This window comes from Streptomyces sp. NBC_00878, assembly GCF_026341515.1.
Lineage (GTDB): Bacteria > Actinomycetota > Actinomycetes > Streptomycetales > Streptomycetaceae > Streptomyces.
The window spans coordinates 1,212,252-1,236,925 of sequence record NZ_JAPEOK010000001.1 but is presented as its reverse complement, the minus strand read 5'-3'; the positions used below and the strand labels follow the sequence as shown (position 1 = coordinate 1,236,925).

The following is a 24,674-nucleotide window of genomic DNA, read 5'->3' as shown; positions in this document are numbered from 1 at the left end:
ATTACGTTCACGCGTGTCGCTCGGCGGTTCCGTCCGGCAACTCTGTTGGCTCCAGGTCACCCGTCGCGGCAACAGGTGTCCCGACCACGCTCCACCGTGCCTTGCGGAGGGCTAGGCTCAAGGTCTGTACGTCGGTTGGGTGACGTTTGGGCGACCTGGGGAGGTAGCGGGATGACGGAGGCAGGGCCGGGGACGGCCGCCTCGGCACCGCTCTGGGAGCGAGACACGGAACTCGCCGCGGTCACGGAGGCGATCGACGCGCTGTGCGCGGGCTCGGCCTCGGGCAGCCTGCTGATGTTCACCGGCGAGGCCGGCATCGGCAAGACCGCGCTCCTGGCCGAATCACGCCGGATCGCGGAGGTACGCAAGTGCACGGTGTGGTCGGCACGCGGCGGCGAGACCATCACGTCCGTTCCCTTCAATGTCGTACGGCAGCTGCTGCAGCCCGCGCTCGTGGCGCTGATGCCCGACGAGGCGCGTGAGTACTTCGGCGACTGGTACGACATCTCCGGACCCGCCCTCGGGATCGCCGAACCGGGCGACCGCCAGGCCGACCCCCAGGGCGTGTGCGACGGCCTGGTCGCGGCCGTGCGCAGGCTCGCCCGACGCGAGTGGCCGCTGGTGCTGTTCGTCGACGACGCGCACTGGGCCGACCAGGAGACCCTGCACTGGCTGGCGGCCTTCGCGGAGCGCCTCGACGATCTGCCCGTCCTCGTCGTGGTCGCCCGCCGCCCCGGTGACGCCACCGGCGAGAGCGCCCGCCACCTCGACACCATCGGCGCCCTGGCCGGCCCGATGCCCGCCCTGCGCACGCTGACCCCCGGCGCCACGGCCGGACTCACCCGCGCCACGCTCGGCGTGCACGCCGACGCCCCGTTCTGCCGCGAGGTCTGGGCTGTCACCGACGGCAACCCGTTCGAGACCGTGGAACTGCTCGCCAAGGTCCAGGACAGCGACTTCGAACCGGTCGAGGAGTCGGCCTCGGAACTGCGCGCGCTGAACCGTTCGGCGCGGGGCCGCGGACTCGTCGACCGGCTCGAAGGACTCGGCGTGGACGCCACCCGGTTCGCCTGGGCGGCGGCCATCCTCGGCACACAGATCTCCCTGGAACTGGCGGCCGAACTCGCCGGCATGCCGCGGGAGGAGGCGGAGCGCTGCGCGACTCTCCTCGGCGCGGCGCGCATCCTCACCGCGGCCGACCCACCGCTCGGCCAAGTCGCCGAAGGGGACCTGGAGTTCGTCCATCCGCTCATCGCCACCGCCGTCTACCGCTCGATCCCCGACGGGCTGCGCACCGCGATGCACGGGGTGGCCGCCTCGGTCGTCACCGCTTCGGGCCTCGGTGCCGCCGCGGCCTCCCGCCACCTCCTCGAGGTCCATCCGGACGACGACCCCGAACTCGTCGAGCAGATGCGCGAGGCCGCCCGCGAACACCTCGCCGTCGGCGCCCCGGAGGCGGCCCGCCGCTGTCTGGAGCGCGCCCTGCTGGAACCGCCGCTTCCGGAGGTCCACGCGCGCGTCCTCTACGAGTTGGGCTGCGCCACGCTCCTCACCTCGCCCGCGACGACGATAGGGCACCTGCGGCAGGCACTCACGGTGCACGGCCTGGAGGAGGAGCTGCGGGTCGACGCGGTCTGCCGGCTCTCCTCCGCCTACATCCACAACGGCCAGCCGGAGGAGGCCGTCGCCGCGGTCGACGCGGAGGCCGCCCGGCTCCAGCCCGGTCCCGCCCGTATGCGCCTGCAGGCTGTGCACTACATGTGGGAGGGCGTCCACGTCGGCGAGGAGGACGCGTCCGGCCGCTCCCGCCGCCTCGCCGAGCTCGTCAAGCCGCTCACCGGCCGCGACAACTCCGAGCGCGCCCTGCTCATCCTGCGCGCCTTCGACGCGATGACCCGCGGGGAGAACGCCGAGGAGGTCGTCGAACACTGCGACCGCGCCCTCGTCAACGGCCGCCTCGCACCGGGCCTCGGCTGGACCGACACCGAGTGGAGCTTCGAGCTCCTCATGATGCTTGGCATCTCCTACGCGTTCGCGGACCGCCTCGACCGCGCCGAGAGCCTCTTCACGGAGGCCCAGCGGACATACGAGCACGCCGGGTGGAGCGGCGGCCATCTGGCCCTCGCGCACGCCTTCGGCGGATACGTGCTCCGCAGACGGGGCCGCCTCGTGGACGCGGAGGAGTCCCTGCGCGAGGCACTCCGGCTGGCGGACCGGGTGGGCCGCGGGCTGCCCATGCACTGGTCGGCGGCGTGCATGCTCATCGACACACTGCTCGCCCGCGGCCATGTCGGCGCGGCCGAGGAGATCGCCGAGCGGTACTCCTTCGAACCGCCCCACCCGTCCACGATCGTCCTGCCGGACACCCACTCGATCAGGGGCCGCCTGCTGATCGCCACCGGCCGCGTCGAGGAGGGCGTGAACGAACTGGAGACCGCCGAGAAGATGTCCGCGGCCCGCGGCGGCCACAACACGGTGGTGGCGCCCTGGGCGGGAGACCTCGCCCGGACCCTCGCCGTCGCGGACCCGCGCCGCGCCGCCGAAGTGGCGGCCGAGGCCCGCATCCAGGCCGAACGCTTCGGCACGGACACGGCCATAGGCGAAGCCCTCCGCTGCGCCGCCACCCTGGAAACCGGCCGGCGCGCGGTCACGCTGCACGCGCAGGCCGTCGCCTACCTCGAGGCGTCCCCCTGTGCTTACGAGCACGCGGCGGCCCGCGTCGACTACGGCATCGCGTCCGGCTCCGTCACCGAGCTGACCCGCGGTTTGACACTGGCGCGCACCTGCGGCGCGGACGGCCTGGTGGCCAGGGCCCGGGAGGCACTGGACCCGGTCCGAGTGCCCCGCCCTCGCTGACGGAGCGGCGGCGGTTGTCTCTATGACGGTTGTCTCTGTGACATGGCTCGGTGGGGGATGGCTCGGTGGGGGATGGCTCGGTGGGGGATGGCTCGGCGGCCGGGTGATTTTGGAGCCGGGCCGAGCGCCCTCTGGCGCACCGTCCGCCGACTGACCGACTGACCGACTGACCGACTGACCGACTGACCGAGGGGCAGGTCAGCCCGTGGCCTCGTCCTCCTCGGCGAGCACCCGCTGGGCCACGGCGAACGCCGAGTTGGCCGCCGGGACCCCGCAGTACACGGCGGTCTGCAGCAGCACCGCGCCGATCTCCTCCGGTGTGAGCCCGTTACGGCGGGCGGCGCGGATGTGCATCGCCAGCTCGTCGTAGTGCCCGTGCGCCACCAGCGCGGTCAGCGTGATCATGCTCCGCTCGCGGCGCGCCAGGGTGGGGTCGGTCCAGATCTCGCCCCACGCGTACCGAGCGATGAAGTCCTGGAACCGCGCCGTGAATTCCGACTGCCGGGCCTGCGCACGGTCGACGTGTACGTCACCCAGCACCTGGCGGCGAACCTCCATGCCCCGCTTGGCGCCACCGTCGAAGTGCGCGCGCAGAGCGGTGAGTACGGCCTCCGGGCACTGGGCGGGCGCGAGGTGCGAGGCACCCGGGATCTCGACCAGCGCGGCACCGGGAACCGCGTCGGCGATCTCGCGCAGATGCGCGGGCGGTGTCGCGGGATCCTCACGCCCGGCGACGAGCAGCGTGGGCGCGCCGATCTCCGGAAGCCGCTCCCGGATGTCGAAGGCGGCGAGCGCGTCGCAGCAGGCGGCGTACGCGTCCGGATCCGCCGTCCGGTGATCCTCGATCAGCTCGGGAACGGTGAAACCGGGCGTGAACCAACGGGAGTCGGCGCCCTTGGCGAGCTCGGCCAGTCCCTCGGCCCGCACGAGCGCGGCGCGCTCCTCCCACAGCTTGGAGCCGTTGAAATGCGCGGAGGAGCAGATCACCGCGAGCCGTTCGACCCGCTCGGGGTGGTGGACGGCGAGATGCAGCCCCACCGCGCCACCGAGCGAGACACCGGCGTACGAGAACCGGTCGATGCCGAGCGAGTCGGCGAGCGCGAGCACCAGCGCGGCGAGGTCGGCGACGCTCGCTCCGGGACCGATCAGACCGGCGGAGGAGCCGCCGTGGCCCGGCAGGTCCCAGCGCACGACTCGGTGGGTGACGGAGAGTTCGGGCGCGACCTTGTCCCACAGGGCCGTCGACGTCCCTAGGGACGGGCCGAGGAGGAGTGGGGGAGCGGATACGGGGCCTTCGGCGCGGTGGTGCGGCAACTTGCCGTAGGGGAGAGGTGGTTGGGTGGTCAACGTCGCTCCAGGGCACGGTCGGTGAGGGCTCCGGCGGAGCCGGTGTACTGGGTGGGGTCGGTGAGGACCGCGAGGTCGAGGTCCTTCAACTCGGGCTCCTCGGCGAGGAGTTCCACGAGTGGCCGGTCCTCGGCGGTGGCCCGCCGCGCGGCGAGCGTGAGCAGTTCCTTGGCGCGGGCCCGCCCGAGCACCGGCGTGAGTTCGGCGGACAGTCGCTCGGAGACGATCAGGCCGTGGGTGAGGTCCAGGTGGGCGCGCATCGCTTCCGCGTGGACCCGCAGATCCTCGGTCAGCTCGGCCGCGTCGCGTGCTGCCCCGCCGACCAGACGCAGCAGGTCACGCAGGGGCTCCCACTCGGCGTGCCAGGCACCGGCGGGCCGTTCGTCCTCGGCGGCGAGGGACCCGTACAGCGTCGCGGCGAGGTGCGGTGCCCGGCGGGCTGCCGCCGCGACGAGCGTGGCGCGTACGGGGTTCGCCTTGTGCGGCATGGCCGACGAACCACCGCCCGCGCTCTCGCTCAGCTCACGGATCTCCGTACGGGCGAGGGTGAGCACATCCGCGGCCGTCTTGCCGAGGGCACCCGCGGTGAACGCGAGGGCTCCGGCCAGGTCGGCGACGGGCGTGCGGAGGGTGTGCCAGGGCAACACCGGTACGGCGAGGCGCAGTTCACGGGCGTACGCCTCGACAAGGGCACCCGTGTCCGGGGCGCCGTACGCGGTGAAGGCCGCCAACGTGCCCGCCGCGCCCCCGAGTTGGGCCGGGAGTCGCTCTCGCACGGCCTGGACGCGGTCCCTCGCGTCCAGTACCAGCGCCCGCCAGCCCGCCGCCTTCAGCCCGAAGGTGGTCGGCACGGCGTGCTGGGTGAGGGTGCGTCCCGGCATGACCGTGTCCCGGTGCTCGCGCGCGAGCCGCGCCAGCGCACGCTCCGTACGGGCGAGGTCCGCCAGGATCAGGTCCAGCGTCCGGGTGCCGACGAGCATGGCGGCCGTGTCCATGATGTCCTGGCTGGTCGCGCCCCGGTGGACGTAGGGGGCGTGCTCGGTGTCGACCGCCGCGACGGCCGACGTCAGGTCCGCCACCAGCGGGATCACCGGATTGCCGCCGTCCCGTGCGCGGAGCGCCAGGCCGCGGACGTCGAAACGTGCCACGTCGGCCGCCGCGGTGACCGCGTCGGCGGCCTCCGCCGGGGCGAGGCCGAGCGAGGCCTGCGCACGGGTGAGTGCCGCCTCCGCGTCGAGCAACGCCTGAAGGAAGGCGCGGTCGCCCGTCGCGGACTCGGCGGGGGAGCCCGCCCGCCCGGGCGCGAGCAGACCGACGTCGGAACCGCCGGGATCGACGGGACTGACGGAATCGCTGGACGCGACGGGATCGCTGGAACCGGCGGGATCGCCGGGGTTGCCGGGATCGGCAGGGGAGGCAGCTGTCACTGGAACTCCAGGAAGACCGTTTCGCCTTCGCCCTGAAGGCCGATGTCGAAACGGTACGTCCGGTGGGCGCCCTCCGCCGCGATCAGCGTGGCGCGCCGCTCGGCCGGGAGGGAGTCGAGCAGCGGGTCCGCGCCGTCGGCGAGGTACGCGCGGGTGAAGAGGTGGTGCGTCAGACCGCGCGCGAACACGCACACGCTGATGTACGGCAGCCCGGTGTTGCCCGGCGGCAACGTGTGGAGCGCGTAGTGCCCGTCCGGGTCCGTGGGAACCCGCCCGTAGCCCGTGAAGCCGACGCCGTTGCGGCCCACGAACCCGCCCGTCGCCGGGTCGCGCCGCATCGAGCCGGGCGCGCCGGTCAGCGAGCCGTCGGGCGCCGCCTGCCAGAAGTCCAGCAGGGCGTCGGGGATCGGCGTACCCGCGCCGTCGAACACGTACCCGTGCAGGGTGATCGCGTCGGAGCGGCCCGGGGGCGCCACCTCGGCGCCGCCGGGAAAGGGGAGCGCGTGGCCGTAGAACGGGCCGATGGTGTGGGACGGGGTGGGGAGCAGGCGCCCGGTCGTCTCGGTCATGGTCAACGGCCTTCCTCGATCCAGGTGGCGGAGGGACCGTCGAGAACGATGTCCCATGCGTAGCCCATCGAGAACTCGGGCCGCGAGAGGTCGTGGTCGTACGCGGCGATCAGCCGGTTGCGGGCCGCCTCGTCCGTCACGGACTGGAGGATCGGGTCGTACCGGAACAGCGGGTCGCTCGGGAAGTACATCTGCGTCACGAGCCGCTGGGTGAACGCGGTGCCGAACACCGAGAAGTGGATGTGCGCGGGCCGCCACGCGTTGGTGTGGTTGCCCCACGGGTACGGGCCCGGCTTGATCGTGGTGAACGAGTACCGGCCCTGATCGTCCGTCAGGGTCCGCCCCACACCGGTGAAGTTGGGGTCGTGGGGCGCCGGATGCTGCTCGCGCAGATGGGCGTACCGTCCGGCGGCGTTGGCCTGCCAGATCTCGACGAGCTGGCCGCGCACGGGACGGCCGTCGCGGTCGAGCAGTCGGCCCGAGACGGTCATGCGCTCGCCGATCGGCTCGCCCCGGTGCTGGAGGGTCAGGTCGCTGTCGTGCTCGGTGATGTCGGCGACACCGAACACCGGCCCCGACAGCTCGACGGCCTCCGGGTCCCCGCCGCTCACGGCGACCAGCGGCTGCTTGGGGTGCCGCAGCACGGAACTGCGGTACGGCGGGTAGTCGCGCCGCGGGTGGTGCAGGACCGGGGCGCCGCCGGCGACCGCCTTGTCGTACGCGTCCTGGCGATCCTTGATCTCGACGTCGATGTCCGACTGAGTGAGAGCCATGAGAGTTCCTAACGCTCCAGTACGAGGGCGAGGCCCTGGCCGACGCCGATGCAGAGGGTGGCGACGCCGGTTCCGCTGCCTTTGCGGGCGAGTTGGTGGGCGACGGTTCCGGCGAGGCGGGCGCCGGATGCGCCGAGGGGGTGGCCGAGTGCGATGGCACCGCCCTGTGGGTTGAGGACGGCCGGGTCGAAGTCGGGCCACTCGGCGACACAGCCGAGGACCTGTGCGGCGAAGGCCTCGTTGAGTTCGAGAGTTGACAGGTCGTCAAATCCCTTGCCCGCCTTGGCGAGGGCGCGGTTGACGGCTTCGACGGGGGCGAGGCCGAAGTAGTCCGGGTCGAGGGCGGAGACGCCCGTGGCGGAGACGCGGGCGAGGGGTTCGCGGCCGGTGGCCTTCAGGCCGTCCTCGTCGACGAGGAGCAGCGCGGCGGCGCCGTCGTTGAGCGGTGAGGCATTGGCCGCGGTGACCGTGCCGTGTTCCGTGCGGAAGGACGGCTTGAGCTTGGCCATCGCCTCCAGCGATGTCGAGGCCCGTACGCATTCGTCTGCGCCGAAGACGAGGGGGTCGCCCTTGCGCTGCGGAATGGACACGGGGGCGATCTCGGTGTCGAAGAGGCCGTCCGCCTGGGCCTGGGCGGCCTTGCGGTGGCTGGCGAGTGCGAACTCGTCCTGCTGATCGCGGCTGATCTTGTGCTTGTCGGCGATGAGTTCGGCCGACTCGCCCAGCGGGATGGTCCACTGCGGGTCCATCTTCGGGTTGACCATGCGCCAGCCGAGGGTGGTGGAGTACAGCTCGGTGTGGCCGGCCGGGAAGGGCCTGTCGTTCTTGGGCAGCACGTAGGGGGCGCGGGTCATGGACTCCACGCCACCGGCGAGCGCGATGTGGGCGTCTCCGACCGCGATGGCGCGGGCGGCCTGGACGACGGCTTCGAGGCCGGAGGCGCACAGCCGGTTGACGGTGACACCGGGCACGGAGGTGGGCAGTCCGGCCAGCAGGCCCGCCATGCGGGCGACGTTGCGGTTCTCCTCACCGGCCCCGTTGGCGTTGCCGAAGTAGACGTCCTCGATCCGGGACGGGTCCAACTCCGGGGTACGGGCGAGGAGTTCGCGGATGGCGTGGGCGGCCAGGTCGTCCGGGCGGACGGACGACAGCGACCCGTTGTACTTGCCGAACGGAGTGCGGACCGCGTCGACGACGTAGACGTCCTTCACGACTGGATCTCCTCGGTGAGCTCGTCGGTGAGCTCGTCAGTGAGCTTGTCGGCGATACGGACCTTCGCGGCGGTCTTCGCCACGATCTCCCCGGCCGTGACGCCGGGTGCGGTCTCGACGAGGACCAGTCCCTCGTCGGTGACGTCGAGGACGGCGAGGTCGGTGATGATCCGGTTCACGCAGGCCTTGCCGGTCAGGGGCAGCGCACACTGCTCCAGGATCTTCGGTGAGCCGTCCTTGGCGGTGTGGGTCATGACGACGATGACAGTGCGGGCGCCGTGGACGAGGTCCATCGCCCCGCCGATGCCGGTGATCATTTTTCCGGGGACGGCCCAGTTGGCGAGGTCTCCGGTTGCGGAGACCTGCATGGCGCCGAGGACGGCGACGTCGATGTGGCCGCCGCGGATCATGCCGAAGGAGAGGGCGGAGTCGAAGAAGGAGGCGCCCGGCAGGACGGTGACGGTTTCCTTGCCCGCGTTGATCAGATCGGGGTCGACCTGGTCCTCGGTGGGGTAGGGGCCGGTGCCGAGGATGCCGTTCTCGGACTCCAGGATCACTTCGACGCCGGGTGGGAGGTGGTTGGGGATCAGGGTCGGCAGACCGATGCCGAGGTTGACGTACTGGCCGTCCTCGAGTTCGCGGGCGGCGCGGGCGGCCATCTGTTCGCGGGTCCAGGCCATCAGCTGCTCACCGTCCGCTGTTCGATCTTCTTGTCGGCGGCCTGTTCGGGTGTGAGGGCGACGACCCGCTGCACGAAGATGCCCGGCAGATGCACGGCGTCCGGGTCGATGTGGCCCGGTTCGACCAACTCCTCCACCTCGGCGATGGTCACGCGTCCGGCCATGGCGGCCAGGGGGTTGAAGTTCCGGGTGGACTTGTTGAAGACGAGGTTTCCGTGCCGGTCGCCCTTCGCGGCGCGGACCAGGGCGAAGTCGGTGCGGATGCCGTGTTCGAGGACGTACTGCGTGCCGTCGAACTCACGGACTTCCTTGGGCGGTGAGGCGAGGGCGATGCCGCCGTTGCCGTCGTAGCGCCAGGGCAGTCCGCCGTCGGCTACCTGGGTGCCGACGCCGGCCGGGGTGAAGAACGCGGGGATCCCGGTCCCGCCGGCCCGCAGCCGTTCGGCGAGTGTGCCCTGCGGGATCATCTCCACCTCCAGCTCCCCGGCCAGGTACTGCCGTGCGAACTCCTTGTTCGCCCCGATGTAGGAGCCGGTGACGCGGGCGATCCGCCCGGCGGCCAGCAGTACCGCCAGCCCGGACTCCATTGCCCCGCAGTTGTTGGAGACGACCCCCAGGCCGGAGACTCCGCGCTCGTACAGCGCCTCGATCAGCACGTTCGGCACACCGCTGAGGCCGAAACCGCCCACCGCGAGGGTCGCCCCGTCGGGCACATCGGCCACTGCCTCGGCGGCTGTGGCGACCACCTTGTCCATCTGCGAAGCCCCATCTCTCCCGAGTACCCTGCGGTGCCAATTAGTCAGGACACTGAGCATTTATTCGAGGTTTCAAACACGCTGTCATTCGATCCCGCAACCGTCAAGGCTTTGGTGGAATCCGCAGTTCAGAGTCTCGTCTCATGGTGAGACAAGGAGAGCGGTTGCCCGCTATCGTTCAGTGCACCAACTAATGAGCTCAGTGCACCAACTAACGAGGAGGGCACATGGCCGCGGTGGATCTCTCCGCCCACCCCGGGCACCTGGCCCGGCGGCTGCAGCAGGCGCACTACCTACTCTGGAACACGATGGTCTCCGAGGAGATCACCTCACCGCAGTTCGCGGTGCTGAACGCGCTCGTCGCCGAGCCGGGGCTCGACCAGTGCTCGGTGGGGGAGCGGGTCGGGCTCGACCGGTCCACCATCGCCGAGGTCATCAGTCGGCTCGGCCGACGCGGACTCCTGGACAAGGTGCGCGACCCGCAGGACGGACGGCGCTTCCTGGTCCGCCTCACCGACGAGGGCGTGCGCGTCCACCGGAAACTGGCGGTGCGGACGGCGCGGATGAACCAGGTCTTCCTGGCGCCGCTCTCCGGCGAGGAGCAGGCCGTGTTCTTCGATCTGCTCCAACGGGTGTCGGACGCGGCGGAGGGACTGCGTAACCCCGGGGGTTCGGTGGAACCCGTGGTTGGTCGGTCTGAGGCTCGGCTCTGAGGCTTGGCTCCGGGGCTGGGCCTGAGGGTCGGCCCTGAAGCTTGGCTCCGGGGCTGGGCCCGAGGTTCGGCCCTGAGGCTTGGCTCTGGGGCTGGGCCTGAGGTTCGGCCCTGAGGCTCAGGCCTTCGTGAACACCACCCACACCTGGCCCTTCGCGAAGTTCAGAGGTGTGCCGTTCGTCGTCGTGAACTCCGTGCCGTCCGCGGCCGCCGGCCGCTTCCAGTCGGCGTCGAAGACCTTGCCGTCGCGCAGGACCTTCGCCGTGCCCGAGCCCACGGTCTTCGTGTAGGGAGTGTTGTTGCCCAGGAAGTCGCGGTACGCGGACTTCCGAACCTCCACGTACTGCACGACGACCGTCGAGGCGGCCACCCGCTTGCCGTCGGTGGTGACCGTCGGCGTGCCGTCCATCGACACCAGCCAGCGCTGCCGGTCCTTCGACCAGTCGAAGGTGAAACGGGCCGCCGGGAAGCGGACCGTACGTGTGAGCTCGGCCTTGCCGCCCTCGGGCGCCGCCCCGTACCGGAATCCCGTCGTCAGCGCGTCCGCTCCGGGCGTGGCCGCCAGGAGCCGCTGCGGGCGCAGATAGAGGTTGTGTGGCGTGGGCTTGTCCGATCCCCGGTAGTACGCCTTGCCGGCGTCGGCCGGAGAGGCCGGGTGCAACGGCGCTTTGTCGATCAGCGGCAGCAGCTTGCCCTGCGCTCCGGAGAAAGCCAGCGTCGGATCGTTGAACTGGCGCAGCAGTTCAAGGTCGGACTCGCGGGCGCTGCGCACCGGGCCGATGGTCTTCGGCAGCTTCGTCGCGTACACCGCCATCAGCCGGCTGAGGCCGCCCTCCACCTGCTCCGCGTACACGATGTCCGCGGCGTCCAGGCCCGTCTGCGGCCGGGCGCCGGGGACGTTGTCGATCTTCACGGCGAGCGGTGAACCGGTGCGGGGTGTCCCAGTCTCGGGGCTGCCGCTGTCCGTGCCGTCCGGGACGTTCTCGCGGCCGTTGTCGAGTCGGCCGTCAGGTGTCGTACAGCCCGACGCGAACGCCAGAGAGGCGGCCACCGTGGCAGCCAGCAGTGCCGCCGTCATGGTGTTGTTCCGCTTGCGCTGCCTGCGTGCCATCCGTCCCCTGTCCACCGTTGCCACCGCGTCTCATGTTAATGATTGTGCGCTTATAAGTTCATTGATGGCCATACCCGCTCGATTCTGATTGCGCGCGTTGATGGGTCGATCGGCCAGGGTTGATGGCCGATCGATACACGCCGAGGGGTCGGCGGAGGCCGTCCGGGTACCCACGGACGCCCTGCCTGATGTCAGTCCTGGTCGGACGGGTCGCTGTGGTCAGCCCAGCCAGCCCAGCCAGCCCAGCCAGCCCAGCCAGCCTGGTCAGCCTGGTCAGTCCTGCGGTCCCAGGATGTCCGCCAGGTCGTATCCGACCGGCTCGTCGAGCTGGGCGTAGGTGCAGCTCTCGGGCGTACGGTCGGGGCGCCAGCGGCGGAAGCGGGCCGTGTGGCGGAAGCGCTCGCCGTTCTCCATGTGCTCGTACGCCACCTCGCACACGAGCTCCGGCCGCAGCGGCAGCCAGGAGAGGTCCTTCTTGCCCGTCCACCTGCTGGGCGCGCCCGGCATCCGTGCCGTCTCGTGCGCCGCGTCCTGGGTCCAGGCCGCCCACGGATGCCCGACGGCCGACTCCATCCGCAGCGGCTCCAGCTCCGCGACCAGTTCCTCGCGCCGCTTCATCGTGAACGACGCGCACACCCCCACATGCTGCAACGTTCCCTTGGCGTCAAACAGGCCGAGCAGCAGCGACCCGACGACCGGGCCGCTCTTGTGGAGCCGGTAGCCCGCGACCACCACGTCCGCCGTGCGCTCGTGCTTGACCTTGTACATCAGCCGCTCGTCCTGCCGGTAGCGCAGCGTGAGCGGCTTGGCGACGACCCCGTCGAGGCCCGCGCCCTCGTACTGCTCGAACCACCGTCGCGCCACCTCGATGTCCGTCGTCGCCGGCGCCACATGGACAGGAGCTGTGGCGCCGGACAGCGCCGCCACCAGCAGCGTCCGCCGGTCGCTCAGCGGAACGTTCACCAGCGACTCGTCGTCGAGCGCGAGCAGGTCGAACGCCACGAACGACGCGGGGTTCCGCTCGGAGAGCGTCTTCACGCGGGAGGCAGCCGGGTGGATGCGCTCGGTGAGCGCGTCGAAGTCGAGCCGCCCGTCGCGCGCGATCACGATCTCACCGTCCATCACGCAACGCTCCGGCAGCCGCTCCCGCAGCGCCTCAACCAGCTCGGGAAAGTACCTGACCAGCGACTTGGTGGCACGACTGCCGATCTCGATCTCATCGCCGTCCCGAAACACGATCGCCCGGAACCCGTCCCACTTCGCCTCGTAGTGCATGTCCGGCGGAATCCTCGCGACGGACTTGGCGAGCATGGGCTTCACGGGCGGCATCACCGGCAGATCCATGTTCCGACTCTATGAGCCGCGAATGATGTCCGCCTGCTGGGCGTGGACATCCAAAACGTCCAGCTCAGGGCCTCCAGCTCAGGGCCTCCGGCTCAGGGCCTCGGCTCAGCGATCTGCGAATGGCGTAGGCCAGTGAAATGTGATCACGCGGGGGTGCGAGGAGCTCACAGCTCGGCCCTCCACGCACCGCGAGCAAGCCGCGCCCTGCCGTCCGGCGTGATCAGGACGCGGGCGCTGCGGACAGGTAGTTCGCCGTGCTGGAGCCAGTGGGCGCGGATCTCGTCGAGGGTGTCCGACAGGCGGCGGTCTCCCGACTGGTGAACGGTGGGCGGGGCGAAGCCCGATGCCGTGGCGCGGGCCCAGGAGCCGTCCGGGTGCGTGAGCCACGCCGTGCGCAGCCCGCGGTCTTCCGCGTAGCCGTAGAGGATGCCTGGGACCGTGATGTCGAGCATCGAGGCCAGGTCCCACGCCTGCTCGACGTCGACGACCGGATACTGCCCGGTGGTGACGCTCTCGCCGTCGTGTTCGCGTGCCGCGGCGAGGATCTCCCGGGACCCCGGCGGGTAGTCGGGGCCGTGCCCGGTGCGCATGAATCCGGCGCGGTCCCGCTCGACGCGACCGACGGCACTGCCGTCCTGCTGCTTCTCGGCAGTGACGATGAGCGAGGTGCCGCCGATCGTCGTCACCAGCCGGCCGCCGGGCCTGAGCGCGGCGAGCCAGCCGGCGGGCACCGGCCGGACCCCGACGGTGGCCACGATGCGGTCGTAGGCGCCGGGCAGTTCGCCGGTGGCGTCCAGGGCGGCGAGGTCGGGGCGCAGTTCGAGGTGCTCCAGGCGCTCGCGGGCGGCGTCGACGAGGTACGGGTCCACGTCGATGCTGGTGACCTGGAAGTCACCGAGGCGCAGGCACGCGAGGGCTGTCCCGTAGCCGGAGCCGGTGCCGACGTCGAGCAGCTGGTCGCGGTCGCCGAGGCGGGCGTGCTGGAACATGCGCACGACCAGGCTCGGCAGGGTGCTCGACGATGTCGGCAGGCCGACGGGGCGGTCATTCTGCTCGGCGTGGTCGGCGTGAAGAGGGCCGACGCTGGTGATGAGTGAGCGGTCGCTGTACGCGGTGTCGAGCCAGCGCAGGTGGTCGTCCTCGCCCTCGTTGAGGGTCCAGCCTGCAGGGCCGCGGTGCCACCAGCGCGGCACGAACTCGTGCCGCGCTGGCGAGCAGCCTGGGTCCAAGGGCGGTTGGTCATTCTGCTCAGAGATGGTTGGCCGCTGCGGTCTCGACTCTGGTTCGTCCCGTCCGGCGCTGGTCAGTCGCTCGTCCCACCCGCCACCGCGTGGCGGCCACCCCACGGTCTGTATTGCTCTTGTCCCAGCGGCTGAGCTGTGGCTGACTGACGGCGGCACCGAGGGGGAGTGAGTATGGGCAACTGGGCCGTGATCGCGCAGTACTACAACGGCGAGTCGTACAGGACCGAGTTCATCTGCCGTGGGAGGGAAACGAAGGACCAGGCACGGGAGGAGCTCCGTGCCGTCCTCCACACGTATCTACCGAGCAAAAATATCGTCGAGAAGCGGCGCCGCGTGTACCGCTTCGCCGACCAGGAGTCATACCTGGTGGTAATCAAAGGCAAGCTGACGGAGTGGGAGTGCACTCTGCGTATCGCGGAGCTGGTCTCGGACTCGACCGACCCGGCCGTGGCCAAGAGGGCGCAGATGGAGGAAGGCGCAGCGGAGGTGGCCGACGGGCCGCAGGACCGGATCCCGCCCGGCTACTGAGCGGGAGACCGAACTCCGCCGGGGTCGATCGCCGCACGGAAACCGTGGTCCGTGTTCAGCCGGGTCAACTGCGGCGCTGACGAACAACTCAAGCATTCAGAGGGCAGATCAGCCGCTCAGTCACAGTCCTAGTGGCGCTGGACTCCAGTGGCAACCCAACGATCGATGCGCATGGCCAACCAGCGCCAAGTGTCACAACCGCCGCACCCTGGACCCCAGCCGCATCGAACATGTGCACTAATCCAAGCCATGCCTCATCGGCGCAGCGATCGCCCCATCCGCCCGATACGGACCATGCACCCAAATATGCGAGCCGCGCCCACTGCGCCTACCGTGGCTCGCATGGGAGACGCGGTGGAGCTGGAGGCGGCGGGGCGGACGGTGCGGCTGTCCAGTCCGGGGAAGGTCTTCTTCCCTGAGCGCGGCTTCACCAAGCGGGACCTCGCCGAGTACTACATCGCCGTCGGCCCGGGCATTCTGCGCGCCCTGCGGAACCGGCCCACCACCCTGGAGCGCTACCCCGACGGAGTGACCGGCGAGTCGTTCTTCCAGAAGCGGGCGCCGAAGAACATGCCCGACTGGATCCCCACCGCCCACATCACCTTCCCCAGCGGGCGCAGCGCCGACGAGATGTGTCCGACCGAGGCCGCCGCCGTCCTGTGGGCCGCCCAGTACGGCACGCTGACCTTCCACCCCTGGCCCGTACGCCGTGATGACGTCGACAGCCCCGATGAACTGCGCATCGACCTCGACCCGCAACCCGGCACCGGCTACGCCGACGCCGTCCGCGCCGCCCACGAGTTGCGCGAAGTGCTTCACGAGTACGGGGATCTGCGTGGCTTTCCCAAGACATCCGGAGGGCGTGGTCTGCACGTCTTCGTGCCGATCGAGCCCCGCTGGACCTTTACCCAGGTCCGCCGGGCTGCCATCGCCGTCGGGCGCGAGCTGGAGCGGCGGATGCCGGAGCAGGTGACCACGGCCTGGTGGAAGGAGGAGCGTGGCGCGAAGATCTTCGTCGACTACAACCAGACCGCCCGGGACCGCACCATCGCCTCCGCCTACTCCGTACGCCCCCGCCCGCACGCCCCGGTGTCGGCACCCCTCACCTGGGACGAGGTCCCCGACGCCGTCCCCCGTGACTTCGACCTCGCGACCATGCCCGCGCGCTTCGCCCAACTCGGCGACGTGCACGCGGACATGGACGACCGCGCCTACTCCCTCGAAGCCCTGCTCGAACTCGCCAGCCGCGACGAACACGACCACGGCCTGGGCGATCTGCCGTACCCGCCCGAGTACCCGAAGATGCCGGGTGAGCCCAAGCGGGTACAGCCGAGCAGGGCCAGGAACAAGAAGGAGAACGGCCCTGCAACTCCTTGATCACAGCTGGTCGCAGCTGATCACAACTCCTTGATCCTGATGTCCCGGTACGAGACCACGTCCGTCGTGCCGTGCACCTGCAGTCCGACATAGCCGGAGGCGAACCGCCGCCCGTCCGTGCCCGGGTCGTCCGAGCGCGGCGGGGTGAAGTCCTGGCCGCCGGTGTTGTCGAACTCGTTGATCAGCACGCCGTTGCGGTAGATCGAGTAGTGCTGGTCCACCACTCGGATCTCGTAGTCGTTCCAGGTGCCCTTCTGGGTGACGCCGGCACCGGCCAGGCCCACCCGGTCGAAGCCGTAGATCGAACCGCTCTTGTACATGTCGCCGTCGGGACGGTCGAGGACCTGCACCTCGTGCCCGTACTTGATGGCGACCCACTCGGGCCGTGACTCCTCCGGATGGCCGTGGACCCCCGGGAACCGCACGAACACACCGGAGTTGGCGTTGCCCGTGCCCGGCGCGTCGTCACGCCACTGGAGCTTCAGCGAGAAGTCCCCGTACTTGCGCTCGGGGAACCACAGCATGCCGAGCCCGTCCCTCGACGTGCCCGAGGTGATCGACCCGTCGGCGTTCAGACCGAACGAACCGCCGCCCACCTGCTGCCACTTGGCGAACGACGCCGGCGTACCGTCGAGGATCGTCCGGTACCCCTCGGTCTGGCCCGGCTTGCCGATGCCCGACTCCTTCGCCGCCTCGTCGATCAGGTCGTACTCACGCTGGACGATGACACCTTCCTTGAGGAGGGTGTTCAGGACCGTCGTCACGTGCTTGAGGAACAGCGCGTGGGACGTCCATTCCTTCTCGTCCTCGATCAACTCATTGATGCGGCAACGGCTGTTGGTGATCCGGTTCGGCACGCCCGTGTCGACCGTGCCGACGATGACCGTCAACCGCTCGTCGTACTCGGCACAGTTGGGCGCCGGAACGCCGCCGCCCGGGGCGATCGTGAAGTTCACCGTACGGGCGTCCGAGGTGTTGCCCGCCTTGTCTCGCGCACGGTAGGCCACCGTGTGCGCACCCACGCGGTCGACCACCACGGGAGCGGTGTAGGCGAGGTACGGACCGCCGTCGAGCGCGTACTCGATCGCGGCGACCCCCGAGCCGTGCGCGTCCGTCGCGGTCACCGTCACCTTGGCGTTGTTGATGTACGCCCCGGACGAGTTCTTCGTGCCGTCGACGCTCACGCCGGTCACCGGGGGAGTCGTGTCCTCGGCGGGCGGTGTGACCACGGTGAACGAGACGGACTTCTCGGCCGCCGCGTTGCCCGCCTTGTCCGTGGCCCGGAACCGCACCTTGTGCGTGCCCACCTCGTGGACCATCACCGGCGTGGTGTACGGCTGCCAGGCAGCCGCGTCACCGAGCGCGTACTCGATGGTGTTGACGCCCGAGCCGGTGTCGGAGGCCGTCACCGTGACGGTCGCCATGGAAAGGTACTCACCTTGCGGGTTCTGCTGGCCGGTCACGGACGCCGACGTCTCCGGGGGAGTCGTGTCGTCCGTCGGCTTGGCCACCACCGTGAACGACTCCGCCTTCTCGGCAGCCATGTTCCCGGCCTTGTCGACCGCTCGGTAGCGGACCTTGTGGGCACCGACCTGATCGACCACCACGGGTGTCGTGTACGGCTGCCAGGCGCCCGCGTCACCGATCGCGTACTCGATTCGCTCCACGCCCGACTCCGCGTCCTTCGCGCTGAGCGTCACGGTCGCCGAACCGACGTACGCGCCGTCCGCGTTCCGCGTACCGCTCACGTCCGCCGCGGTCTCGGGCGCCGTCGTGTCGTCGCCGCTGCCCTCGGTGACCACGAGGATGCCCTGCATCTGACCGTGGCCGGGGATGGTGCAGTAGTAGCGGTACCGGCCGGGCGTCAGGGTCACCTCGGCCGTGTGCCTGCCGCCCTGGTCGTCGTTGGGATTGGCCAGGATGTTGAGCGGTACGTCGTTGTTGTACTCCGGATCGGAGACGTCGAACGTCAACGTGTGCGGCATACCGGTGGTGTTGCCGGTCGCCTTGCTGTTCTCGAAGACGATCGTCGTCGCGCCCTCGACCGCCGTGGCGGGCACGGACACGTACGTGGAGATGTCGTCCCCGGCCGTCCACGTGAGCGTCTGCGCGGCCGCAGCCGGGCCGGCCGGAGCGCCGTCGGTCTGGCCGGACGCCGAGGTGGAGGCGAGCCCGAGCACCATCAGCAGCGACGCCACAAGTGCCGTCCACAGTCGTCCAGTTCTTCGCTTTCGCATGCCCGTCACAGTCGTCACTGCGCCTCCCTGGCCAGCTGATCGGTGGCAGGCGTGGGGCCGCCGCCCTTGTACGTCACCTGCCACAGCGCGGACTTGGAGTCCGATGTGAAGAAGCCGCGCCCGTAGTCGAGGACATACAGCGTGCCGTCGGGGCCGAACTTCCAGTCCATGAGGTTCTTGATGCCGTCGTTGCCGATGGGGATGATCTTCTTCAGCGTCTCGGCGTGTACCGGAATGCCGCCCTGCCCGGCCGTTTTGGGGTCGAGGACCACGGCGTGCCGCGGCTGGTCGGCGTCGTAGAAGTCGCCGACGAACCACTTGCCGTCCCAGTACGAGGGCCACTTCGCGGTGCTAGCGGACGTGCTGTCGTAGCGGTAGACGGGCCCGTCCATGGCCGCCTGTCCGCCGCCCTTCAGCCACGGCAGCAGGAACTTCTGGTCCTCCGTCTTGTACGACGGGATGCCGTTCGCGTCGCGCGGGTAGTCCGGGCCGCCGCCCTGGGGCGAGTACCAGATGGTGTTCGAGGTGACGGGCGGCAGGTTGACGAGACCGTTGTTGTTGGGCGACTCGTTCTTCGGCTTGTCGCAGTCGTACCAGCCGAGCGGCTTCGACGGATCGGGCAGATTGCGGTCCCGGTAGGGCTGCTTGTTGCCCATGCAGTACGGCCAGCCGTGGTTGCCCGGCTTGGTGATCGCGGCGAACGTGTCGTACTTCGCCGGCCCCCAGGTCGTCGACGGCGCAGGGGCGTCCGGGCCGACCCAACCCGCGTACAGGGTGTCGGTCTTCTTGTCGACGGAGATGCGCGCCGGGTTCCTGACACCCATCACATAGATCTCGCCGCGCGTCTTGCCGCCGCCCTCTGCGGTCTCCTTGCCGGTGAAGAGGTTCCCCTCGGGCAGCGTGTACGTGCCGTCCTGTTCCGGATGGATGCGCAGGATCTTGCCGTTGAGGTTGTTGGTGTTGCCCGCCGTGCGGCGCGCGTCCGCAAAGGAGACGCCCTTGTAGTTCGGCTGAGGGTTGTTGCCCGAGTAACCGTCGCTGAAGCCGCTGGAGTTGTTGTCGCCGGTCGCGATGTAGAGGTTGCCCTTGGAGTCCCAGGCCAGGCCGCCGCCCGAGTGGCAGCAGCTGTGGATCTGGACCGGCCACTTCAGCAGGACCTTCTCGCTGTTCAGATCCAGCCTGTTCGTGGTCGAGTTGAACGTGAAGCGGGAGACGTAGCGCTCGGCCATCCGCGTGTCGCGGTTGATCCGGGAGTGGGGCGTGTAGTGCAGGTACACCCAGCCGTTCTCCTCGAACCGCGGGTCCAACTCGATGCCGAGCAGCCCCTCTTCGACCTTGACGAGCTCGTCGCCGCCGCCCTTGTTGCCGAAGACGGTGAGCGCGCCGGCCAGCGTGACCTTCTTGGTCTTCGGGTCGTCGACGTGGATCTCGCCCCTGCCCTTGCCGATGTCCGGGTTGTTCCAGTCGGTGATCACGGGCTGCGAGGAGTCGGTGCCGCCCCGGCCGATGTAGAAGACGCGTCCGTCCGGCGCGGTGACCAGGCCGTGCGGCTCGCCGATCTGGTCGTTCTGGCCCGGCTGGTTGGGCTGGGTCAGGCGCTCCGCCTTGTAGTTGGCGTTGATCGTGGCCTTGCAGTCGGCCTGCGCGATGCGGGTCGTCCACAGGAGGGCCCCGCGCAGATGGGCGCGGAAGTCCGTCTCGTCGTACGAGGAGACCGTGCCGCCCATACCTGTGTAGAAGGAACGGCCGCCGTCGTAGTCACGGCACCAGGACACCGGGTGGTCCGCGCCGTTCTTGCTGTCGCCCGGCTGGTACGTCGACTCGCGGACGCGGGCGACGGTGTGCACGTCGCCGGACGGGTTCTTGACCCAGTTCAGCCACTGGTCGGGGCGCTTCCACTGGAGCGGGAGTTCCTTCGTGGCCGGATGCTGGCGGTCACCGACCTCAACGGTCGCCCGTTGTACGGCGGTTGGGCTGCTCGCAGCCGGACGGGCGCCGACGAGCCCGGTGAACCAGTCCGAGTAGGGCTCGGCGCGGGCCGCGTCATGGATGCCGACGAAACCGCCGCCCGCCTCCATGTACGCCTCAAGGCCGGACTCCTGCTCCGGTTCGAGGATGTCTCCGCCGCCGGTCAGGAAGACGACGGCGTTGTAGCCGCCGAGCTTCGTCTCGTCGGTGAAGACCGAGGCGTCGTCCGTGGCCTCGACCTCGTAGCGCTGCGCGGCCGGACCCGACAGACCGATGTCCTCGATCGCCTCGATCCCGGCGTTGACGACGGGCGACTCCTCGCCGTTCGCCGCGGACCCGTGGAAGACCAGCACCCGTACATCGGCGCCGCCGGGCGGCGACTTGATCGACATCGTTGTCAGCGGTAAGGGTGCCGGGCGCGCGCTCGCGGCCGGTCCCGAGAGGACACCCGCGGTGACGACTCCGGCGGCCAGCACGGCCGCCCAGCCCCGGTGTCTCGCTCTGCGTCTGGTGATGCTCAACCCTCGTACGGCAAAGGGCTTTTGATGCGGAGTGCGCCGCATGTGCTCACCCATCCCTCCTCGGTCACAGCAACAGCGCCATGGAAGCTAGACCTTTTCGCGGAACTCGCCAATAGGTATGACCGGGATCGCACGAACTTTGTCCTGGGTGTGGATAAACGCGGCTGATGCCACTACCGTCTCCCCGGTTCGGCTCTGTCACTCGGTTCCTTCGATCCGTCAATTCCGTTGATTCCGCACCCGGTTGGGGGAGTTCGGCATGGGCACCACGGACGGCATGGACAGACGCGGCCTCAGCAGGCGGATGATGCTGGGCGGGGCCGCCGTGGCCACGGTCGCGACATCGTTGTCGCTCGTGGCCGCGCAGGACGCGACCTCCGCCGACAGCCCGGCGCGGACCGCGCCCGCGGGCGGCGAGGTGAAGCACCTCAAGCTCTACATCGAGAAGCTCGCCGACGGGCAGATGGGCTACGGCTTCGAGAAGGGCAAGGCCTCGATCCCCGGCCCGCTCATCGAACTCAACGAGGGCGACACCGCCCACATCGAGGTCGAGAACACGATGGACGTGGCGGCGAGTCTGCACGTCCACGGCCTGGACTACGAAATCTCCAGCGACGGCACGAAGTTGAGCAGGTCCCAGGTCGAGCCGGGCGACACGCGCACGTACACCTGGCGCACCCACGCCCCGGGCCGCCGCAAGGACGGCACCTGGCGGGCGGGCAGCGCGGGTTACTGGCACTACCACGACCACGTCGTCGGCACCGAGCACGGCACGGGGGGCCTCCGCAAAGGCCTCTACGGTCCTGTGATCGTCCGTCGCCAGGGCGACATCCTCCCCGACACGACGTACACGATCGTCTTCAACGACATGACGATCAACAACAAGCCCGGTCACCAGAGCCCCGACTTCGCGGCCACGGTGGGCGATCGCGTCGAGTTCGTGATGATCACGCACGGCGAGTACTACCACACCTTCCACATGCACGGTCACCGCTGGGCGGACAACCGCACCGGGCTGCTGACCGGCCCCGACGACCCGAGCCAGGTCATCGACAACAAGATCGTGGGACCCGCCGACTCGTTCGGTTTCCAGGTGATCGCGGGGGAGGGCGTCGGGGCCGGGGCGTGGATGTACCACTGCCATGTCCAGAGCCACTCCGACATGGGGATGGCGGGCCTGTTCCTGGTGAAGAAGACGGACGGGACGATCCCGGGCTACGAGCCCCATGAGCCGCACGAGCACTGAGTGCCCGGTGTGCGGGCACGGCGGTTTTCCAGGGACTACGCGCTCGACCGCTTGAACAGGGAGCGCTCTCAACGGTGGGTCCAACGGCGGCTATCCTGATCGGCAACCGCCGCCCTGAGGAGCCCCGAGGTGACCGAGCAGTCGACAGAGCCCCGCCCGACACTGGAGGCCGTGGCCGCCAGGGCCGGCGTCTCCCGGGCCACCGTGTCGCGTGTCGTCAACGGCGGCGACGGTGTGCGGGAGCCCCTGGTCGAGCGCGTCAGACGGGCTGTCGACGAACTCGGCTATGTGCCCAACCAGGCGGCGCGCAGCCTCGTCACCCGGCGGCACGACGCCGTCGCCGTGGTGATCGCCGAACCGGAGACCAGAGTCTTCGCGGACCCCTTCTTCGCGCTTCAGCTCCGGGGCATCAGCAAGGAACTGACGGCTCACGACTCGCAGCTCGTACTGCTGCTCACCGAGGGGCGCGCCGACCACGCGCGCGTGGGCCGCTATCTCGCCGGCGGCCATGTCGACGGCGCGCTCGTCTTCTCGCTGCACCTCGACGACCCGCTGCCCGGCCTCATCCACGGTGTGCCGACGGTGTACGGCGGGCGGCCCGGCTGGAGCGACGGTTCGCGCGGCGCGGTGTACGTCGACTGCGACAACCGGGGCGGCGCCCGCGAGGCCGTACGTCATCTCGTCGGGCTGGGCCGTCGGCGCGTCGGCCACATCACCGGCGCCCTCGACCAGACCTCGGCGGTCGACCGGCTCGACGGGTTCCGGGACGTCATGGGGGACGTCGACCCCAAGCTGATCGCGGAGGGCGACTTCACCCCGGGGGGCGGCGAGCGCGCGATGCGGGAACTCCTCGACCGCTGCTCCGACCTGGACGCGGTGTTCGCCGCCAACGACCTCACGGCGGTCGGCGCCATGCGCGTCCTGCGGGAGCGGGGGCGGCGGGTGCCCGAGGACGTCGCCGTGGTCGGCTTCGACGACATGCTGCCGTTCACCGAGCAGGCCGACCCACCGCTCACGACGGTCCGGCAGGACATAGAGGAGATGGGCCGGCTGATGGCGCGGCTGCTGTTGCGGGGGCTCGACCGGACCGGTTCCGCGTCGGCCTCCGGCGGATTGGCGGGGGCGCCGTCCAGTGTCGTCCTGCCGACGACACTGGTTCGGCGCGCCTCGGCGTAACGCTCCGCGGGGGTTGTGTTCTTGGGTGCGGGCCGGTGGGGGTTGCCCGCGCAGTTCCCCGCGCCCCCAAGAGATGAAAGACAGGGCGCAGCCCGTCTTTCAGGGGCGCGGGGAACTGCGCCACCAGCCACAACGCACCCGCAGACGAATTACCGCACTCCAGCGGAGCGCTTACGCCCCTACCGTCACCGTGAAGCGGCGCGGGTTGCCGTCGTGGGCCGCGCCCGACACGTCGGGCTGGCCGTCCGGGCGTACGTCGTCGTACGGGAAGGCGTAGCCGATGGGCGAGTTGGCGTGCACGATGCGCGACCAGTGGTTGGTGACCGAGCCCTGGTAGTAGTCGCCGGTGGTCGTCCCGTTGGGCTGGGTCGGGTGGCTGAGCATGATCGAGCGGTTGAAGCCGGCGGCGAGACGGGCGAGGAGGGCCTTCTTGTCGTCCGAGTCGCCCGGGTTGTTGGTGAACGGGCCGTGGTTGCAGGTGAAGATGTCCTTCGACGTGGGCTTGGCGAAGGTGTGGCCGCCCGCGAAGGTGAGCGTGTCACCGCTGACCCGGCCGGTGAGCGTGCCCCGGCCGCCCTGGAGGTCGATCTTCAGGTCGGTCGAGCGGTACTTCGCCCAGACCTCGTCGATATAGCTGTTCCAGAGGTCGCGGAACGGCATCTCGGCGGGCCGGTCGAAGTACGGCGCCATCAGGCTCTGGGGGGAGATCACGCGCAGCACGGAGCCGCCGCTGCCCCGGACCACCAGCTTGTCCCAGGGCTGGCCGTCCCTGGCCGCCTGCGCCGTGAGGTCCGCGGCGATCCTGTCGACCGCGCCGTTCGGCAAGGGCGCGACCGTGTGCGTGGCGTCGCCCTCCAGGGTCAGACCGATCGGGAGGGCGGTGACCAGGTCGACGTAGCTGATGTTGGCGTACAGCTGGTCGCTGTTGAACGTGAACTCGCAGAACGACCATGTCTTGCCGTAGTTCGCGTCGGCGGGTGTGCCGAACGCGGGCTCGACCAGCTCGGGGCCCGGGTTGAGGTAGAAGTCGAGCGTGCTGTCACGGACGAAGTAGACGCGGGCACCGAACATCTGCGGCAGCGTCAGGACCTTCGGGGCCGAGCCGGCGGCGCCGAGCGGGATGGCACAGTCGACGGGCAACGGGGTCTGCGGCGCCGAGGGCGAGGTGGGCCGGTAGATACTGCCGTCGGCCCGCAGCAGCACCCAGCTGCGCGTCGACTGCTCGTGCCCGGTGACGTACGCGCGGACCGTGCCCGGCAACGAGGCGTTCTTGAGGGCGAGTTCGCAGGTGGCGGGGGCGGCCTCCGCGGTGGGGCTGAGAGCGCTTCCCCAGACGGGGTAGCTTGCGGTGGCGCCGACGGCCGCGGCGCTGGAAAGGAACGCTCGGCGTGAGATCACGAAAGTCTCCTGGGATGTGGGGGGTGGCAGGAGATGGAGTGATCGGTGGGGGGATCGATCTCCTGCGGTGCTCCACTGTTCCCAGGGGGAGTTGAGGCGTCAAGGGTTATGGCTGAGAGCGCTCTCGAATTTTGCCCGAGTTCAGGACTTGACGACACGGAGGCCGGGTCCCGATCAAGGAGACCCGGCCTCCG

Annotated in this window: 19 protein-coding genes; 6 read left to right on the top strand and 13 right to left on the bottom strand. The window is 70.1% G+C overall.

Going from position 1 to position 24,674, the window contains the following annotated elements:
* Positions 1–171 precede the first annotated feature (171 nt).
* Positions 172–2,856: an AAA family ATPase gene (locus OHA11_RS04970; RefSeq protein ID WP_266492323.1), complete on the top strand. Its 2,685-nt coding sequence runs from the start codon at positions 172–174 to the stop codon at positions 2,854–2,856.
* Between the two features lie 198 nt (positions 2,857–3,054).
* On the opposite strand, the gene pcaD is transcribed toward OHA11_RS04970, so the two are convergent.
* From pcaD to OHA11_RS04935, 7 genes are all read right to left on the bottom strand, one after another.
* The gene (gene pcaD, locus OHA11_RS04965) at positions 3,055–4,203 is read right to left on the bottom strand and encodes a 3-oxoadipate enol-lactonase (RefSeq protein ID WP_266492321.1); all 1,149 of its coding nucleotides are present in this window, start codon (positions 4,201–4,203) and stop codon (positions 3,055–3,057) included.
* A complete protein-coding gene (gene pcaB, locus OHA11_RS04960; RefSeq protein WP_266506955.1) occupies positions 4,200–5,513 on the bottom strand; it encodes a 3-carboxy-cis,cis-muconate cycloisomerase in 1,314 nt (437 codons plus the stop codon). Before pcaB ends, pcaD begins: the two co-directional genes overlap by 4 nt.
* Positions 5,514–5,626: 113 nt before the next feature.
* The gene (gene pcaG / locus OHA11_RS04955) at positions 5,627–6,205 is read right to left on the bottom strand and encodes a protocatechuate 3,4-dioxygenase subunit alpha (RefSeq protein WP_266492320.1); all 579 of its coding nucleotides are present in this window, start codon (positions 6,203–6,205) and stop codon (positions 5,627–5,629) included.
* The gene (gene pcaH / locus OHA11_RS04950; protein WP_266492319.1) at positions 6,202–6,972 is read right to left on the bottom strand and encodes a protocatechuate 3,4-dioxygenase subunit beta; all 771 of its coding nucleotides are present in this window, start codon (positions 6,970–6,972) and stop codon (positions 6,202–6,204) included. The genes pcaG and pcaH overlap by 4 nt, the downstream gene beginning before the upstream one ends.
* A gap of 8 nt (positions 6,973–6,980) precedes the next feature.
* Positions 6,981–8,183 carry a thiolase family protein gene (locus tag OHA11_RS04945; RefSeq protein WP_266492318.1) on the bottom strand — a complete coding sequence of 401 codons (1,203 nt, stop codon included), beginning with the start codon at positions 8,181–8,183 and terminating at the stop codon, positions 6,981–6,983.
* A complete protein-coding gene (locus OHA11_RS04940; protein WP_266492315.1) occupies positions 8,180–8,863 on the bottom strand; it encodes a CoA transferase subunit B in 684 nt (227 codons plus the stop codon). The genes OHA11_RS04945 and OHA11_RS04940 overlap by 4 nt, the downstream gene beginning before the upstream one ends.
* A complete protein-coding gene (locus OHA11_RS04935; RefSeq protein WP_266492314.1) occupies positions 8,863–9,618 on the bottom strand; it encodes a CoA transferase subunit A in 756 nt (251 codons plus the stop codon). The genes OHA11_RS04940 and OHA11_RS04935 overlap by 1 nt, the downstream gene beginning before the upstream one ends.
* 227 nt (positions 9,619–9,845) lie before the next feature.
* Between OHA11_RS04935 and OHA11_RS04930 the strand changes: the two genes are divergently transcribed.
* The gene (locus OHA11_RS04930; RefSeq protein ID WP_266492312.1) at positions 9,846–10,331 is read left to right on the top strand and encodes a MarR family winged helix-turn-helix transcriptional regulator; all 486 of its coding nucleotides are present in this window, start codon (positions 9,846–9,848) and stop codon (positions 10,329–10,331) included.
* 117 nt (positions 10,332–10,448) lie between these two features.
* Here the strand turns inward: OHA11_RS04930 and OHA11_RS04925 are convergent, their stop codons facing one another.
* From OHA11_RS04925 to OHA11_RS04915, 3 genes are all read right to left on the bottom strand, one after another.
* On the bottom strand, positions 10,449–11,441 hold the full coding sequence (locus OHA11_RS04925; RefSeq protein WP_266492310.1) for a DUF3048 domain-containing protein: 993 nt from the start codon (positions 11,439–11,441) through the stop codon (positions 10,449–10,451).
* Between the two features lie 273 nt (positions 11,442–11,714).
* A complete protein-coding gene (locus OHA11_RS04920) occupies positions 11,715–12,785 on the bottom strand; it encodes an ATP-dependent DNA ligase (protein WP_266492308.1) in 1,071 nt (356 codons plus the stop codon).
* A gap of 164 nt (positions 12,786–12,949) precedes the next feature.
* Positions 12,950–14,014, bottom strand: coding sequence for a methyltransferase domain-containing protein (locus OHA11_RS04915; protein WP_266492307.1), 1,065 nt, complete (start codon positions 14,012–14,014; stop codon positions 12,950–12,952).
* A gap of 186 nt (positions 14,015–14,200) precedes the next feature.
* On the opposite strand from OHA11_RS04915, the gene OHA11_RS04910 reads away from it, so the two are divergent.
* The gene (locus OHA11_RS04910; RefSeq protein ID WP_266492305.1) at positions 14,201–14,557 is read left to right on the top strand and encodes a hypothetical protein; all 357 of its coding nucleotides are present in this window, start codon (positions 14,201–14,203) and stop codon (positions 14,555–14,557) included.
* A gap of 342 nt (positions 14,558–14,899) precedes the next feature.
* Positions 14,900–15,934 carry a non-homologous end-joining DNA ligase gene (gene ligD, locus OHA11_RS04905; RefSeq protein ID WP_266492302.1) on the top strand — a complete coding sequence of 345 codons (1,035 nt, stop codon included), beginning with the start codon at positions 14,900–14,902 and terminating at the stop codon, positions 15,932–15,934.
* 20 nt (positions 15,935–15,954) lie between these two features.
* Here the strand turns inward: ligD and OHA11_RS04900 are convergent, their stop codons facing one another.
* Both OHA11_RS04900 and OHA11_RS04895 read right to left on the bottom strand, forming a co-directional pair.
* The gene (locus tag OHA11_RS04900) at positions 15,955–18,171 is read right to left on the bottom strand and encodes a family 16 glycoside hydrolase (RefSeq protein WP_266492300.1); all 2,217 of its coding nucleotides are present in this window, start codon (positions 18,169–18,171) and stop codon (positions 15,955–15,957) included.
* 14 nt (positions 18,172–18,185) lie between these two features.
* Entirely contained in the window at positions 18,186–20,702 is a 2,517-nt protein-coding gene (locus OHA11_RS04895) for a ThuA domain-containing protein (RefSeq protein ID WP_266506954.1), read from the bottom strand.
* Positions 20,703–20,937: 235 nt separating this feature from the next.
* On the opposite strand from OHA11_RS04895, the gene OHA11_RS04890 reads away from it, so the two are divergent.
* Together OHA11_RS04890 and OHA11_RS04885 are read left to right on the top strand one after the other, a co-directional pair.
* The gene (locus OHA11_RS04890) at positions 20,938–21,906 is read left to right on the top strand and encodes a multicopper oxidase domain-containing protein (RefSeq protein ID WP_266506952.1); all 969 of its coding nucleotides are present in this window, start codon (positions 20,938–20,940) and stop codon (positions 21,904–21,906) included.
* A 129-nt stretch (positions 21,907–22,035) separates the two neighbouring features.
* Complete coding sequence (locus OHA11_RS04885) at positions 22,036–23,082, top strand: LacI family DNA-binding transcriptional regulator (protein WP_266492299.1); 1,047 nt, start codon at positions 22,036–22,038, stop codon at positions 23,080–23,082.
* Between the two features lie 171 nt (positions 23,083–23,253).
* On the opposite strand, the gene OHA11_RS04880 is transcribed toward OHA11_RS04885, so the two are convergent.
* Entirely contained in the window at positions 23,254–24,480 is a 1,227-nt protein-coding gene (locus tag OHA11_RS04880; RefSeq protein WP_266492298.1) for a glycoside hydrolase family 64 protein, read from the bottom strand.
* Between the last annotated feature and the right edge of the window lie 194 nt (positions 24,481–24,674).

Coding starts and splice junctions, on each gene's coding strand:
- OHA11_RS04935 (WP_266492314.1), bottom strand. CDS start 9,618: ATGGACAAGGTGGTCGCCACAGCCGCCGAGGCAGTGGCCGATGTGCCC.
- OHA11_RS04890 (WP_266506952.1), top strand. CDS start 20,938: ATGGACAGACGCGGCCTCAGCAGGCGGATGATGCTGGGCGGGGCCGCC.
- OHA11_RS04930 (WP_266492312.1), top strand. CDS start 9,846: ATGGCCGCGGTGGATCTCTCCGCCCACCCCGGGCACCTGGCCCGGCGG.
- OHA11_RS04925 (WP_266492310.1), bottom strand. CDS start 11,441: ATGGCACGCAGGCAGCGCAAGCGGAACAACACCATGACGGCGGCACTG.
- OHA11_RS04970 (WP_266492323.1), top strand. CDS start 172: ATGACGGAGGCAGGGCCGGGGACGGCCGCCTCGGCACCGCTCTGGGAG.
- OHA11_RS04940 (WP_266492315.1), bottom strand. CDS start 8,863: ATGGCCTGGACCCGCGAACAGATGGCCGCCCGCGCCGCCCGCGAACTC.
- OHA11_RS04900 (WP_266492300.1), bottom strand. CDS start 18,171: ATGCGAAAGCGAAGAACTGGACGACTGTGGACGGCACTTGTGGCGTCG.
- ligD (WP_266492302.1), top strand. CDS start 14,900: ATGGGAGACGCGGTGGAGCTGGAGGCGGCGGGGCGGACGGTGCGGCTG.
- OHA11_RS04920 (WP_266492308.1), bottom strand. CDS start 12,785: ATGGATCTGCCGGTGATGCCGCCCGTGAAGCCCATGCTCGCCAAGTCC.
- OHA11_RS04910 (WP_266492305.1), top strand. CDS start 14,201: ATGGGCAACTGGGCCGTGATCGCGCAGTACTACAACGGCGAGTCGTAC.
- OHA11_RS04895 (WP_266506954.1), bottom strand. CDS start 20,702: ATGCGGCGCACTCCGCATCAAAAGCCCTTTGCCGTACGAGGGTTGAGC.
- pcaH (WP_266492319.1), bottom strand. CDS start 6,972: ATGGCTCTCACTCAGTCGGACATCGACGTCGAGATCAAGGATCGCCAG.